Below are 14,167 nucleotides of genomic sequence, written 5' to 3'. Positions count from 1 at the left end.
GGCCGCGGACGACGTGCGCGTTGGCACGCGCCGATGGCAGGTCTTCGGACTCACGGGCATCCGGCGAGTGGTCTCTCACCGGTCCTACGGCCGTCACTTCCCGGGGACCGGAGGTCTCCCAGTGTGGCTACACCGTCCAAGTTGGACGGCGACGGCTGTCGTTCCCGTTCACCGCTGCGGGGCAGTCCCGGATTCCCGCCGGGTTCCCTGTCTCCTCGTCGTGGCACCCGTTGGGGCCGTGACGAACCATCAGCGGGGGAGAGACTACATGTTGGGGTCCGCTCTGTAATTCACCCCAAGATCCTGGCGTGTTTCGTGAGGCGGTCGGTTAGGGTGACGCGCCGAGACGACTGCGGATCCGTGGTCGCGGGGCGGTGTCACAGTCGATTCGACCCCGGGTTCTGGTGAAAACTATTCTCAATAGTGCGGGTGTGATCGGTCGAGAGGAGCGCGGTGGAGCCGATATCGGATCAGGTCCCCGGTGAGCACGAGGCTCCCGCGCGGGACCGGCAACGGGCCAGAACCTGCCGAACTCGGCGTGTCGCACTCGGCATCACGGCGTCGATCGCCGCAGTACTCGCCGCCACCGGGTGGGCGCTGGGCGGCGGGAACTCCGCCGATCACGCCGAATCGGGCGACAGACTGCGCGTGGTGACCACGACCAACTTCCTCACCGATGCGGTCGGCGTGATCGGCGGCTCCGACATCGAACTGACCGGACTGATGGGAAGCGGCGTCGATCCGCACCTCTACCAGGCTCAGGCAGGCGATCTGACCCTGCTTCGCGAAGCGGATCTGGTCGTCGCCGTCGGACTGCACCTGGAGGCCGGGCTCCGACCCGTTCTCGACGATCTCGCCGAGGACACCCGCGTGGTGTTCGTCGGCGAGACCGTGCCCACCGCCGCGCTGCTGCCCGCCGAATCGGGCGGCGCGCAGGAGTACGATCCGCACCTCTGGTTCGACGTGGCACTGTGGAGCGATGCATTGGAGTCCGTCGCCGACACGCTCACCGAGGTCGACCCCGGCCACGCCGTGAGGCACCGATCCCGCTGGGACCGACATCGGGCCGAGCTCGCAGCCCTACACGAGGAGGTCGGGGCCCGACTCGCCGAGATCCCGGAGTCCCGGCGCATCCTGATCACCTCGCATGACGCGTTCCGCTATCTCGGTCGGGCCTACGACCTGCGGGTCGAGGCGATCCAGGGCATCTCCACCGCGGACGAGGCCACGGTGTCCGACATCGACCGGGTGGCGGGCATCATCGCCGAACACGGAGTGCGCGCCGTGTTCGTCGAATCCAGTGTGTCCGAGCAGACCTCGGCCGCCGTGCTGGATGCCGCGGCCGCGCTCGGAGCCACCGCGACGATCGGCGGCAGCCTGTACGCCGACGCGGCAGGTGCGGCCGGGACCCCGGAAGGCACCTATCCCGGGATGATTCGGACCGACGTCGATCTGCTCGTGGCGGGGCTGCGATGAGCGCCACACCCGCGTTGTCCATCACCGACCTGACCGTCGGATACCGGGGCCGAGCCGTGCTGGCGGTGCCCGAACTGGTGGTCCCGGCGGGCAGACTCACCGCCGTGGTCGGGCCCAACGGCGCGGGAAAGTCGACCCTGATCAAGGCCGCGCTCGGCCTGCTGCCCATCGACGCAGGCACGATCCGGCTGCTGGGCAGGCGGTTGTCCTCGGTCCGCAGCCGAGTCGCCTATGTCCCGCAACGCGACGCGGTCGCCCAGGATTTCCCCATCACCGCCGTGCAGGTGGTCGAAATGGGTCGGTACCCCCATCGGGGCTGGTTCCGCCGGCTGACCAGGCAGGACGATCTCGCCGTCGCCGAGGCGATGCACCGAACCGGTGTCGCGGCCCATGCGGACACGCCCCTGGACGAACTCTCGGGCGGACAACGACAACGGGTGTTCCTCGCCAGGGCACTGGCCCAGCAGGCGGACCTGTTGGTCTTGGACGAGCCCTTCGCCGCAGTGGACTCCAGTACCCAGGCCCGACTGCTGGAGCTGCTGACCGAGTTCTGCGCGCGTGAGGGCCGGTCGGTGGTGCTGGTGCACCACGACCTGCGTACCGTGCGGGACCACTTCGACCATGCGGTGCTCCTGGCCGGTCGGGTGATCTCCGCAGGATCGGTGCGCGAGGTCCTGAGCCCGGAGCACCTGGAGACCGCCTACGGAATCCCGATGCCCACCACCGATCGAGTGGGCACCGGTCGACCGGGTGATGCTGCCGGAATCGGCGAGCCCGCCCCTGCGGTCGAGGACGCGGGCCCGGAGCGGGCGGGATGACCGGTGGGTTCCTCGGCCTGTCCTACGCGGCGTCGGTGGTGATCGGTGGTTCCGTCCTGCTGGGTGTGGTGGCCGGGATACTCGGCCCGTTCGCCGTGTTGCGGGGTCGCAGCATGTTCGGCGACGCGATGAGCCACGGGACGCTGCCCGGCGTCGTACTGGCATTCATGATCGCGGGGGTGAAGGACCCCACGTTGCTCCTGCTCGGTGCGGCCATCTCCGCCGCGCTGGCAGCGGTGGCCATGATCACTCTGGAGCGGGCGCGGCGGATCAGCCCCGACGTGGCCATCGGAGTGGTGCTCTCCGCCGCGTTCACGCTGGGCATCGTGCTGCTCACCAGGGTCGGTTCCGAGGGCGGCGGTGGGCAGAGTGGCTTGGAGGATTACCTGTTCGGGCAGGCTGCGGGGCTGGTGCGGGGTGATCTGGTGGTGGCCTCGATCGTGGGCGTCATCGCGGTCGGCGTCGTGATCTGCTGGTTCCGAGTGCTGCGTACCGCGATCTTCGATCCGGGTTTCGCCTCGGTGATCGGGATTCCCGCCTGGGCGGTGGACATGTTGATCACGGCGTTGCTGGTCGTCGGGATCGTGCTGGGCGTGCGCACGACGGGAGCGATCCTGATGGTCGCCCTGCTGGTCGCGCCCGCGGTCGCCGCGCGCCAGCTGACCAGGAGTCTCGCGACGCTGATCCCGGTGTCCGGAGTGATCGGCGGCCTCTCCGGCGGCATCGGCGCGTTCGTCTCCGGCGGGGAGAACCTGCCGACCGGGCCGGTGATCGTGCTGGTCGCGACGGCCATCGCCCTGGCCGCGGTCCTGTTCGCACCCGGGCGAGGCGTGTTGCTGCGCGGCGCGCGCCGACGATCTCGGCGAGCGGTCGGGAGTCCACGGTGAGCGCCGACGATCTGGTGATCATCCTGACTGCGGGGCTGCTGGGCACGGGCTGCGCCATGTTGGGATGCTTCCTCGTGCTGCGGCGGCAGGCCCTGCTGTCCGACGCCATGAGCCACGCGGCGCTGCCGGGCATCGTCCTGGTCTACCTCGTGACCGGCCAGCGCGCGCCGTTGACGATGATCCTGGGTGCCGCGGCCTTCGGGGTGATCTGCGTGGTGGGCTACACCGCCCTGCGGCGCAGTGGCCTGCTCGGCTCGGACGCCGCGATCGCCCTGGTCTTCCCCGCGTTGTTCTCCCTGGGTGTCCTCGGCGTGAGCCGCTTCGCGAGCGGCGCACACCTGGATCTGGACGCGGCGGTCTACGGGGAGATCACCTTCGCGCCGTTGCGGACGATGTCGATCCTGGGTGCGGAGGTGCCACGTTCGCTGGTGATCACCGGACTCGCGGCAGCAGGCGTGCTGATACTGGTTCTCGTCCTGTGGCGGCCGCTGCAGACCGCCACGCTGGATCCGGACTTCGCGCAGGTCGTCGGGTTGGGCAGGCGTGTCGTCGACCGGACCGTCCTGGTGGCCACCGCGCTGGTCGCCGTGACGGCCTTCGAGAGTGTCGGCGCGGTTCTGGTGGTGACCTTCTTCATCGTGCCCGCGGCGACCGGCGGCCTCCTGGCGGTCCGGCTGGACGGGATGCTGGCCATCGCGGTCGCCGCTGCGTGGGCGGCGGCGCTGTTGGGACAGCCATTGGCGGTGGCCCTCAACTCCTCGATCGCGGGGACCGTCGGCCTCTGCTCGGTCGGGATCTTCCTGATCGCGCTGCTGTTCGGTCGTCGCCGGAGCAGCGCGGCGAATCCACGGTCGCCCGGGCGTTCGCGCAGCTCGATCGGCTCCTCGGACTGAGGCCCAGCGAATCCGGCGATCTCGCGAACGGCCGACACGCCGGCATCGACTCCTTACCGTGCTGACGTGAACACTCTGCGCATGATGTCGCCTGGGCTGTGCGGGGGACGCGGCCGGTGGGACCGATTGTGGAGGACCAGGCATGTCGTTGCCGCGCAGAGTCGTGCTTCGAATCCTCGGTGGTGCTGTCGTCGCCCTGCCCCTGCTCGCAGGCTGCGCTGATCAGGGCAGCACCGGAATCCTGGTGCCGAGCGCGGCACCGTTGCCGGAACCGTTCGGGGTGCCGCTGCCGATCCCGCCGGTGCTCGAACCGGTTCGCACCGACGAGTCCACCGACTACTACGAGATCACCCAGCGCGCGGCGAAGCGGGAGATCCTGCCCGGACTGACCACCGAGATCTGGGGCTACAACGGCATCTTCCCGGGTCCGACCCTGGTGACCCGTCGCGGGCGGCGGGCCGTCGTGCGCCAGCGCAACGAGCTACCGGTCCCGGTGGCGGTGCACCTGCACGGCGGAGTCACTCCCGAGGAACACGACGGGTACCCGATCGACGTCATCCTGCCCGTCGGCGGTTGGCAGCCGGACCCGGCACACGCCGGGCATCCGTTGGGGGTGACCAGCCAGGACGAACGGGAGTACGTCTATCCGTTGGACCAACCGGCGTGCACGCTCTGGTACCACGATCACCGGATGGACTTCACCGGTCCGCAGGTCTATCGGGGACTGGCCGGTTTCCATCTGGTCCGAGACGACATCGAGGACGCCCTGCCGTTGCCGAGAGGGGAACGGGATGTGCCCCTGATGATCTGCGACCGCACCTTCGCGGAGGACGGTTCGTTCGCCTACCCCTCGATCGATCCGTCCTTGGGCGGCGTCCCCGGCGTCCCCGTCGACCTCATGGACGGCGTGCTGGGAGACGTCAACCTGGTCAACGGTGCTCCGTGGCCGTATCTCGAGGTCTCCAACACTCGGTACCGCTTTCGGATCCTCAACGCCGCCAACGCCAGGAGATACCGGCTGCAGCTCGACCCGCGACCGGCGGAGGGTCCGTCCTTCGTGCAGGTGGGCAGCGATGTCGGGTTGCTGGGGGCGCCGATCGCCCATGACCAGATCGAGATCGCCTCGGCGGAGCGATTCGACGTCGTGATCGACTTCGCCGCCTATCCGGTGGGCACCGAGGTGACCCTGGTCAACGCCTACGGGGTCGAGACGACCCGACCGATCATGCGGTTCCACGTCGTTCGTGAGGAGCCGGACGACACCCGGATCCCGGAACGCCTCGTCGAGTTCGAGACATTGGACCGCGCGGACGCGACCGTCGAGCGTGATTTCCGCTTCGCCAACGACAGGGTCGACGGCGTCCGGATGTGGACGATCAACGGTCTGCCCTTCGACCCGGAGCGCATCGATGCCGACCCGGCCCTCGGCGCGGTGGAGATCTGGCGGCTGCGGACCAACGTGCATCACCCCGTGCACCTGCACATGGCGCACTTCCAGGTGTTGACCCGCAATGGGCGGGCGCCCGGGCCGTATGACGCGGGCTGGAAGGACACCGTCGACCTGGCGGGCGGGGAGGAGGCGGAGATCATCGTTCGCTTCGACGGTTTCCAAGGCCGGTACGTGTTCCACTGCCACAATCTGGAGCACGAGGACATGATGATGATGGCCAATTTCCGCGTCCGGTGACGTCGACTCAGTCGGACCCGTGCTCGGCGATCATGGCCGCGATGCCATCCAGGATGATCTTCAGGCCGAAGTCGAAATCCTCGTCCAGGTAACCCTCCTGCAGAGTCTCGTCGGGGGCACCGTCGAGTATCCCGGAGCCGACGAGATCGACCAGCGCCCAATGGGTCCGTGAATCGACGAGCTGCGCGAGCGCCTGACCGTACCCGGTGCTGCTGTGCTGTTGCGGGTCGCGCTGGCCGAGGTCGCGGGAGAATCGTGCCTGGTTGCGCACGTAGCCGGTGAGTATCTCGATCACACCGAGTCGGGATCGGGCGTTCAACGGGGTGTCGGCCACGGCGCGTAGCCCGTGTTCCATCCAGTCCATCGAGCTCGGCAGCAACGGCGGTCCGGTGATCTTGATGTCGACCAGCCACGGGCGGCTCTGATACATGTCGAGCTGGGCTCGGGTCCAGGTCTCCAACCGCGTGCGCCAATCTCCGGACTCCGGGATGACCTCGGCGGGCATCCTGGATGCACGGTCGCTCATCAGGACCAGCAGGACGTCCTTGCCGCTGACATAGCGGTAGAGCGACATGGTGGTGAAGCCGAGTCGTTGGGCGACCTTGGCCATGGACAGGCCTTCGAGTCCGTCGGCGTCGGCGACCTCGACCGCGGCCTCGATGATCGCCTCCAGGCTCAGGCCGGGGCGGGGCCCGGAGCGTGGCCGGTCCGTTCTGCCCCACAACAGTGCGAGCGCGGGTGGAAGCTCGATCTCCGTGTCCTGTCGCACCTCGTCGGCCCTGCCGTCGTCGCCCATCGTCCCCCGCATCCGCCTTGTCGCACCGAAGTCGCATCATAGATCTGTGTATGAGATACACTTCCCGCATATGGCATACACAAACCTGTTTATGTCATATATCTTAGGTCGGCGCCAGCGTGTACCAGGGGATCCGGCGTCGCTTCGACAAGACCGATGAGAAGGGGGATCAATGGGTTCCGAGCCAATCGTTCGGGCCGTCGGACTCACCAAGTCCTACGGCCGCAACCCAGTGTTGGCGGGGGTGGACATCGCCGTCGAGCGGGGCACCGTCTTCGCGTTACTGGGACCCAACGGCGCAGGTAAGACGACTATGGTGCGCATCCTGTCCACGCTGCTGCGACCAGATGACGGGACCGCGACGGTTGCCGGATACGACGTGGTCCGGCAGGCCAAGTCCGTACGTCGGGTGATCAGTCTGACCGGCCAGTACGCGGCGGTCGATGAATTGCTCAGCGGTCGCGAGAATCTGGTGATGATGGCGCGCCTCAACAGATTCGGGCGGGCCGCAGCTCGAGCACGCGCTGCCGAATTACTGGCGAGGTTCGACCTCGAGGACGCCCAGAATCGGATCGTCGGACGCTACTCGGGTGGCATGCGACGCAGGCTCGACCTCGCCATCAGCCTGATCAGCAACCCTCCGGTGATCTTCCTCGACGAGCCGACGACCGGACTGGACCCGCGCAGCCGTCAGACCATGTGGACGGTCATCCGCGAATTGGTGGCGGCGGGGACCACGATCCTGCTCACCACGCAGTACCTGGAGGAGGCCGACCAGCTCGCCGACCGGATCGCCGTGCTGAACAACGGCACGATCGTCGCCGAGGGCACCGCGGCCGAACTCAAGCGTGGCTTGTCGCCGGGGGCGGTGGAGCTGGCCTTCCTCGACGAGACCGACCTGGACCGGGCGGCCCGGCGACTCGGCCACGAGGTTCTGCACCGCGACGAGACGAGACTGCAATTGCGGGTCGCCTTCGACGGCACCGCGGAACACGTCCGTGTCCTGCTGGAACGGACCAGGCAGGCGGGCGCCACGGCGACGACCTTGGAACTGGACACCCCGAGCCTCGACGACGTGTTCCTCGCCCTCACCTCCGACGCATCGACGAATCCCGCCACCCGCCAGGAGGTATCGGCCCGATGAGTACCTCGAACCCGGCCGTCGCGAGCGGCCCGCGCTGGGCGATCTCCGACTCACTGATCATGATCGGTCGCAAACTTCGCCATGTCCGGCGAACGCCCGACGAGTTGATCGTGTCCCTGTTGCTGCCCATCATCATGATGTTGCTCTTCGTCTTCGTCTTCGGCGGAGCGATCGAGGTGGGTCGGGAATACGTCGACTACGTCGTCCCCGGCGTGATCATCCTCGCGGCGGGGTTCTCCGCATCCTCCACGGGAACCGGGCTCACCGGTGACCTGGTCACCGGGGTGGTGGACCGCTTCCGAACCATGCCGATCACGAGGTCCTCGGTACTCACCGGACATGTCGTCTCGAGCCTGTTGACCAACCTCGTCTCGACCGGTCTGGTCGTCGGCGTGGCTCTGCTCATCGGTTTCCGGCCGCAGGCCGATGTCCTGGGATGGATCGCCGCCGTCGGCGTGATCGCCCTCTACATCCTGATGATCTGCTGGCTGTCGATGATCTTCGGCCTGCTGGCCAAGACGGTGCAGGGCGCGAGCCAGTTCTCCTTCGCCATCCTGTTCCTGCCGTACCTCAGCAGCGGCTTCGTGCCCACCGACTCGATGCCCTCGTTCCTGCGGGTCATCGCGGAGAACCAGCCTGCCACCCCGGTCATCGAGGCGGTACGCGCGCTGACGCTGGGCCTGCCGGTGGGAGACAACGCGCTGCTCGCCGTCGTCTGGTGTCTCGGCATCGGATTGGTGGCCTTCGGTATCGCGACGACGTTGTTCGTCCGCAGGACTGCTCGCTGATGACCGAATCGTCGGACGAGGACGCTCGATAGGGGGAGATCACTCGTTCGATCGGGGGGAGAACGGTGTCCGGTGTGTGTGCGGGCATCCGCCGGGAAACCGGCCTCCCGTGAGTGCCTGCCAGTCGAGCGGTCCGATGGGAACGGGCGGGCCCATCGAACCGGTCGAGGGGGTGGATTCGCCGGTCGGCGAATTCAGGCTCGGCACTGCAGGTGGATGGTCGGTTCGTCGTCGATGAGGGGTGACGACGAACCGACCCGCACCGAGATCTCGGATCAGCCTCGGGACGCGGCATCGGTGGCCCGCTCCGGCTCGGCCTCGACCTCACGACTGCGTCGAATGGCGGCCCGCCGGGCCAATCGGTGTTCGCGGCGGATCTCGGCCTCCGCCTGCCTGCGGCGGTCGATGGCCGACTCCGGCAGTACCTCCGGCACCGGTCTGGGCTTGCCGTCGGAGTCGACGGCCACGAAGACGAGGTAGGCGGTCGCCACATGGGTCGATGGCACGGACTCGTTCCAACGCTCCGCGACCACCCGGACGCCGACCTCCATCGAGGTCCGTCCGGTCCAGTTGACCTGGGCGCTGGCGTGCACCAGATCGCCGACGCGCACCGGGACGAGGAACAGCATCTCGTCCATGAACACCGTCAACGCGGTGCCACCCGAGTGCCGCCCCGCGCATGCCGCGGCCACGTCGTCGACGAACTTCATGATCACGCCGCCATGGACCGTGCCATACAGGTTGGTCTCGCTCGCGGTCATGATCTGACTCAGTGTCGTGGCCGCTGCCGAGGTCGGTTTGCCGGGAAGCTCGGAGACGGGATGCATGGCACCGAGCGTAGGCGATCCCGACGGCCGAGATATTGAGTCGACGGTCACCATGGCCGACTAGGATCGGTGCCGCCGATGGTTCGTCGTCGGCCGACAGCGCGCTCGAATCGGTGCGGTGCGGGCGGCGACGAGGCAAGAGGGAACCCGGTGTGATTCCGGGACTGCCCCGCAGCGGTGAGCGGGAACGAACTCCGTCACCGTCCTCGCACGAGGACGGATCAGAAGCACTGGGGGTCTGCGGCCCCCGGGAAGCGACGGACAGTAGGTCCACCGGCCGACCCGGCCGGAATGCCCGCGAGTCCGAAGACCTGCCATCGGCGGCGCGTGCCCGGCTGGGCGCGTGCCGCTCCGAGGTCTTCGCGGGAGGACCGGGTGCGATGGGATCGGTGACCTCTGCCGTCACGCTGCGGTCCGCTCGCGTCTCCGGCCGCCCGGGTGTCCGACCTCGGGGTTCGTTGCCGCCTCGCGAGGAGAGAGAGCGATGACCCACCGCACCGACGTCCCGGCGCTGGGCGCCACGGTTCTGGGCTACCCCCGAATCGGACCGGATCGAGAACTCAAACGGGCGCTGGAGGCGTACTGGGCCGGACGCATCGACGCCGACGCCCTGCACAGCGTCGCGGTCTCGCTGCGCGCGGACACCTGGACCGCCCTGCGCGACGCGGGCCTGGGGTCCGTGCCCTCCAACACGTTCTCCTACTACGACCAGGTACTCGACACCGCGGTCCTGCTGGACATGCTGCCCGCGCGCTTCCGCGATTCCGATCGCACACCGTTGGACACCTACTTCGCTGCGGCCCGAGGCGCCGATCAGCTCGCGCCTCTGGAGCTGACCAAGTGGTTCGACACCAACTATCACTACCTGGTGCCCGAGCTGGGGCCCGACACCGATCCCCGGCTCGCCAGCCGGAAACCCGTCGAGGAGTTCGTCGAGTCCGCCGAGTTGGGTGTGCCCACTCGACCGGTGCTGTTGGGGCCGGTCACCTTCCTCCTGCTGTCCAAGCCCGCCGCCGAGGCCCCGGCCGGATTCGATCCGCTGGAGAAACTCGACGCGGTGATCGACTGCTATCTCGAACTGCTCGCCGAGCTCGCCGAGACCGGGGCGCACTGGGTCCAGTTCGACGAACCGGCCTTCGCCGCCGACCGCACGCCTGCCGAGCTGCGGGCCCTGGCCCACGCCTACCGAAGGATCGGCGAGGCTCGGCAGCGGCCGAGCACACTGGTGGCCTGCTATCACGGTGCACTCGGCGCGGCCCTGGAGGTGCTGGCCGAGGCTCCGATCGAGGCGGTGGGACTGGATCTCGTGGCGGGCCGTGCCGACCTCGACGGAATCGCGAGCATCCGAGGCCTGCGGGACAAGACCGTGCTGGCGGGCGTCGTCGACGGACGCAATATCTGGCGGACCGACGTGGACGCCGCCCTCGCCTACTGCGCGACGCTGCTGGGTGTGGCAGGCGAGGTCGTCGTCGGCACCTCGGCGCCGCTGCTGCACGTGCCCTACGACCTCGATGCCGAGTCCGACCTCGATCCCGCGCTGCGCTCCCGGTTGGCGTTCGCCAGCCAGAAGGTCGACGAGGTCGTACTGCTGGACCGGGCGTTGCGAGGCGAGACCGAGACGGTGGCCGAGGCCCTGCACGAGGCACGTCGGGCCGTCGGCAACGCGCGCAACGCCGCAGCTCGCGACCAACGGATCAGGGCCCGACTCGAATCGCTCCGCCCCGAGCACCGCAAGCGAGCCGACTACGCCGAGCGCGCGACGAGCCAGGCCGAACGGTTGGGCCTGCCCGCGCTGGCCACCACGACCATCGGCTCCTTCCCGCAGACCACCTCGGTGCGCCGGGCGAGGGCGGATCTTCGGGCGGGTCGGATCGACGAATCCGAGTACCAGGACCGGATGCGCGCGGAGATCTCGGACGTGATCGCGTTGCAGGAGGACATCGGACTCGACGTGCTGGTGCACGGTGAGCCCGAGCGCAACGACATGGTCCAGTACTTCGCCGAGCACCTGATCGGCTTCCTGTCCACCGAGCACGGCTGGGTCCAGTCCTACGGATCACGTTGTGTGCGGCCGCCGATCATCCACGGCGATGTCAGCAGGCCGACGCCGATGACCGTGGAGTGGAGCTCGTACGCACAATCGCTGACCGAGCGCCCGGTCAAGGGGATGCTCACCGGCCCGGTCACGATCCTGGCGTGGTCGTTCGTCCGAGACGATCAGCCGCTGGGCGACACCGCCCGGCAGGTCGCGCTCGCCCTGCGCGACGAGATCCACGATCTCGAGCGGGCCGGACTGCGCATCGTGCAGGTCGACGAACCGGCGCTGCGGGAGTTGTTGCCGCTGCGGGAGGCCGACCGTGCCGCGTACCTGGACTGGGCGGTCGATTCCTTCCGGCTGGCGACCTCCGGCGCCGCCGACAGCACCCAGATCCACACCCACCTGTGTTACTCGGAGTTCGGCGACGTCATCGACGCCATCGACGCGTTGGATGCCGATGTGACCACCATCGAGGCCGCCCGGTCGCGGATGGAGGTGTTGGCCGACCTGCAGAAGATCGGTTACCGCCGGGGTGTCGGTCCGGGCGTCTACGACATCCACTCGCCTCGGGTACCCGATGAGGCGGAGGTGACGGGACTGGTCGCGGCCGCCCTCGAAGCGGTTCCCGCCGATCGGCTGTGGGTGAACCCCGATTGCGGCCTCAAGACCCGGGGCTACCGCGAGGTCGAACCGGCCCTGCGCGCCATGGTCGCGGCCGCCCGCTCCCGTCGGGCGGCACTCCAGGGCTGATCGCCCAGCACCGTCGGCACCGTCCGAGATCGGTCGGACCGAACTCGCCGGACGAGCACCGGGGCGTGGTGTTCGTCCGGCGCCTCCGATCGACGACCGGCTCTTTCGGGTATCGATCACCCGCCGGGCGGGTGGAGCGTCGTCCAGACCTGCTCTACCGTGGTCCTTCGCTCCCGGCACAGTCTGTAGTGGGAGCGTCGGGCCAATCGGAGGAAATCGGATGCCGCAGCAGGTCAGAGCGGTCGTGGCGACCGCGCGAGATGCCCCCGTCACCGTCGAGACGATCGTCATCCCCGACCCGGGGCCCGGTGAGGTGGTGGTCTCCATCGCCGCATGCGGGGTGTGCCACACCGACCTGCACTACCGACAGGGCGGGATCAACGACGAGTTCCCCTTCCTGCTCGGCCACGAGGCCGCAGGCACCGTGGAATCCATCGGGGCGGGCGTCGAGGACGTCGCGGTCGGCGACTACGTGGTGCTGAACTGGCGTGCGGTCTGCGGCCGTTGTCGCGCGTGCAATCGGGGCAGGCCGTGGTACTGCTTCTCGACGTACAACGCGACGCAGAAGATGACCCTCACCGATGGCACCGAGCTCTCGCCCGCGCTGGGCATCGGCGCCTTCGCGGAGAAGACCCTGGTCCACCAGGGACAGTGCACCAAGGTCGACCCCAGGGCCGAGGCCGCGGTCGCCGGACTCCTCGGCTGCGGTGTGATGGCGGGACTGGGCGCGGCCATCAACACCGGCGAGGTCGGCCGAGGCGACTCGGTGGCCGTCATTGGCTGCGGTGGGGTGGGTGCGGCCGCCGTGGCGGGTGCCCAACTCGCGGGGGCCGCGAAGATCATCGCCGTCGATCTCGACCAGCAGAAGCTGGATTGGGCCGTCGGTCTCGGTGCCACCCACACGGTGCGGGCCGATCAGGACGACGTCGTGGAGAAGATCAGGGAACTCACCGACGGCAACGGCGCCGACGTGGTGATCGATGCCGTCGGCGTCCCACAGACCTTCAACCAGGCCTTCTACGCCCGGGATCTGGCGGGCAAGGTCGTCCTGGTCGGGGTGCCGACCCCGGAGATGAAACTCGAACTGCCGTTGCTCGACGTGTTCTCGCGCGGGGGAGCGGTCAAGTCCTCCTGGTACGGCGACTGCCTGCCCAGCCGTGACTTCCCGATGCTCATCGACCTGTACCTCCAGGGCAGGCTCGATCTCAAGGCCTTCGTCACCGAGAAGGTCGGCCTCGAGGACGTCGAGGACGCGTTCGCCCGGATGCACCAGGGCGATGTGCTGCGTTCGGTCGTGGTGCTCTGATGGCGGCCCGAATCGAGCACGTGGTCACCTCGGGCGTCTTCAGCCTGGACGGCCAGGACTTCGACGTCGACAACAACGTCTGGCTGGTCGGCGACGATGCCGAGGTGATCGTCGTGGACCCCTCGCACGATCCGGCCGCGGTGCAACGCGCCGTGGCGGGCCGCGAGGTCGTCGCGGTGGTCTGCACCCATGGTCACAACGACCATGTGAACGGCGCGGTCGCGCTGGCCGCCGAGGTGGGCGCGCCGGTGCTGCTGAACCCGGCCGACCAGGAGCTCTGGGCACAGGCGCATCCCGACGCCACCCCGGACGGCGAACTGTCCGACGGGCAGGTGCTCCGGGTCGCCGGAACCGAGGTCCGAGTGCTGTCCACCCCGGGACACACCTGGGGATCGGTGTGCCTGTACATCCCGGACCTGGCCGCAGTCCTCACCGGTGACACCCTGTTCGCGGGTGGTCCCGGCGCCACCGGGCGGTCGTTCTCCGATTTCCCGACGATCATCGAGTCCATCCGGGAGCGGCTGCTGACGCTGCCTCCGGAGACCGAGGTGCACACCGGGCACGGCGATCGGACCACCATCGGTGCCGAGGCGCCCGCTCTGCCGGAGTGGATCGCCCGAGGTCACTGACCGGCGCGTCCACAGCACCCCGACTGGATCGGCTCCGTCCGTCGACCGTGAGATCGTGCGGCCGATCACCCCGATCCAGTCGGGTCTGGACAACGGAACACCTGGCCGGGCAGAGTCCGAGTCCGGTG

Annotated in this window: 12 protein-coding genes and 2 riboswitches; of the genes, 10 read left to right on the top strand and 2 right to left on the bottom strand. The window is 68.6% G+C overall.

The annotated features are described in order from the left end of the window. Positions 1–18: 18 nt before the first annotated feature. A riboswitch (cobalamin riboswitch) is annotated at positions 19–266 on the bottom strand. Between the two features lie 187 nt (positions 267–453). The 5 genes from BKA25_RS16575 (at position 454) to BKA25_RS16555 (ending at position 5,761) form a co-directional block, all read left to right on the top strand. After that, complete coding sequence (locus BKA25_RS16575; protein ID WP_084642862.1) at positions 454–1,476, top strand: metal ABC transporter solute-binding protein, Zn/Mn family; 1,023 nt, start codon at positions 454–456, stop codon at positions 1,474–1,476. Continuing rightward, positions 1,473–2,294, top strand: a complete 822-nt coding sequence (locus BKA25_RS16570) for a metal ABC transporter ATP-binding protein (protein WP_084642863.1) — start codon at positions 1,473–1,475, stop codon at positions 2,292–2,294. Before BKA25_RS16575 ends, BKA25_RS16570 begins: the two co-directional genes overlap by 4 nt. Beyond that, entirely contained in the window at positions 2,291–3,181 is an 891-nt protein-coding gene (locus BKA25_RS16565) for a metal ABC transporter permease (protein WP_069848511.1), read from the top strand. Before BKA25_RS16570 ends, BKA25_RS16565 begins: the two co-directional genes overlap by 4 nt. Beyond that, on the top strand, positions 3,178–4,074 hold the full coding sequence (locus BKA25_RS16560; protein ID WP_069848512.1) for a metal ABC transporter permease: 897 nt from the start codon (positions 3,178–3,180) through the stop codon (positions 4,072–4,074). Before BKA25_RS16565 ends, BKA25_RS16560 begins: the two co-directional genes overlap by 4 nt. Positions 4,075–4,216: 142 nt before the next feature. Beyond that, positions 4,217–5,761: a multicopper oxidase family protein gene (locus BKA25_RS16555; RefSeq protein ID WP_069848514.1), complete on the top strand. Its 1,545-nt coding sequence runs from the start codon at positions 4,217–4,219 to the stop codon at positions 5,759–5,761. A 7-nt stretch (positions 5,762–5,768) separates the two neighbouring features. Here the strand turns inward: BKA25_RS16555 and BKA25_RS16550 are convergent, their stop codons facing one another. Continuing rightward, the gene (locus BKA25_RS16550; protein ID WP_069848516.1) at positions 5,769–6,557 is read right to left on the bottom strand and encodes a TetR/AcrR family transcriptional regulator; all 789 of its coding nucleotides are present in this window, start codon (positions 6,555–6,557) and stop codon (positions 5,769–5,771) included. A 172-nt stretch (positions 6,558–6,729) separates the two neighbouring features. Between BKA25_RS16550 and BKA25_RS16545 the strand changes: the two genes are divergently transcribed. Further along, on the top strand, positions 6,730–7,701 hold the full coding sequence (locus tag BKA25_RS16545; RefSeq protein ID WP_069848517.1) for an ATP-binding cassette domain-containing protein: 972 nt from the start codon (positions 6,730–6,732) through the stop codon (positions 7,699–7,701). Then, on the top strand, positions 7,698–8,489 hold the full coding sequence (locus BKA25_RS16540) for an ABC transporter permease (RefSeq protein ID WP_069848519.1): 792 nt from the start codon (positions 7,698–7,700) through the stop codon (positions 8,487–8,489). Before BKA25_RS16545 ends, BKA25_RS16540 begins: the two co-directional genes overlap by 4 nt. A gap of 275 nt (positions 8,490–8,764) precedes the next feature. Here the strand turns inward: BKA25_RS16540 and BKA25_RS16535 are convergent, their stop codons facing one another. Then, positions 8,765–9,316, bottom strand: coding sequence for an acyl-CoA thioesterase (locus tag BKA25_RS16535; protein ID WP_069848521.1), 552 nt, complete (start codon positions 9,314–9,316; stop codon positions 8,765–8,767). Between the two features lie 140 nt (positions 9,317–9,456). Continuing rightward, a riboswitch (cobalamin riboswitch) is annotated at positions 9,457–9,629 on the top strand. A 171-nt stretch (positions 9,630–9,800) separates the two neighbouring features. Here BKA25_RS16535 and metE point away from each other — a divergent pair. The 3 genes from metE to BKA25_RS16520 all read left to right on the top strand — a co-directional run bounded on the left by metE (position 9,801) and on the right by BKA25_RS16520 (position 14,039). Next, on the top strand, positions 9,801–12,104 hold the full coding sequence (gene metE, locus BKA25_RS16530; RefSeq protein WP_069848524.1) for a 5-methyltetrahydropteroyltriglutamate--homocysteine S-methyltransferase: 2,304 nt from the start codon (positions 9,801–9,803) through the stop codon (positions 12,102–12,104). Positions 12,105–12,324: 220 nt separating this feature from the next. Continuing rightward, positions 12,325–13,410 carry an S-(hydroxymethyl)mycothiol dehydrogenase gene (locus tag BKA25_RS16525; protein ID WP_069848526.1) on the top strand — a complete coding sequence of 362 codons (1,086 nt, stop codon included), beginning with the start codon at positions 12,325–12,327 and terminating at the stop codon, positions 13,408–13,410. After that, positions 13,410–14,039: an MBL fold metallo-hydrolase gene (locus BKA25_RS16520; protein ID WP_069848528.1), complete on the top strand. Its 630-nt coding sequence runs from the start codon at positions 13,410–13,412 to the stop codon at positions 14,037–14,039. The genes BKA25_RS16525 and BKA25_RS16520 overlap by 1 nt, the downstream gene beginning before the upstream one ends. The last annotated feature ends 128 nt before the right edge of the window (positions 14,040–14,167 follow it).

This window comes from Actinoalloteichus hymeniacidonis (assembly GCF_014203365.1).
Classification (GTDB): Bacteria; Actinomycetota; Actinomycetes; order Mycobacteriales; family Pseudonocardiaceae; genus Actinoalloteichus_A; species Actinoalloteichus_A hymeniacidonis.
The sequence above is the reverse complement of the archived record's forward strand: the minus strand, read 5'-3'. Positions and strand labels throughout refer to the sequence as shown.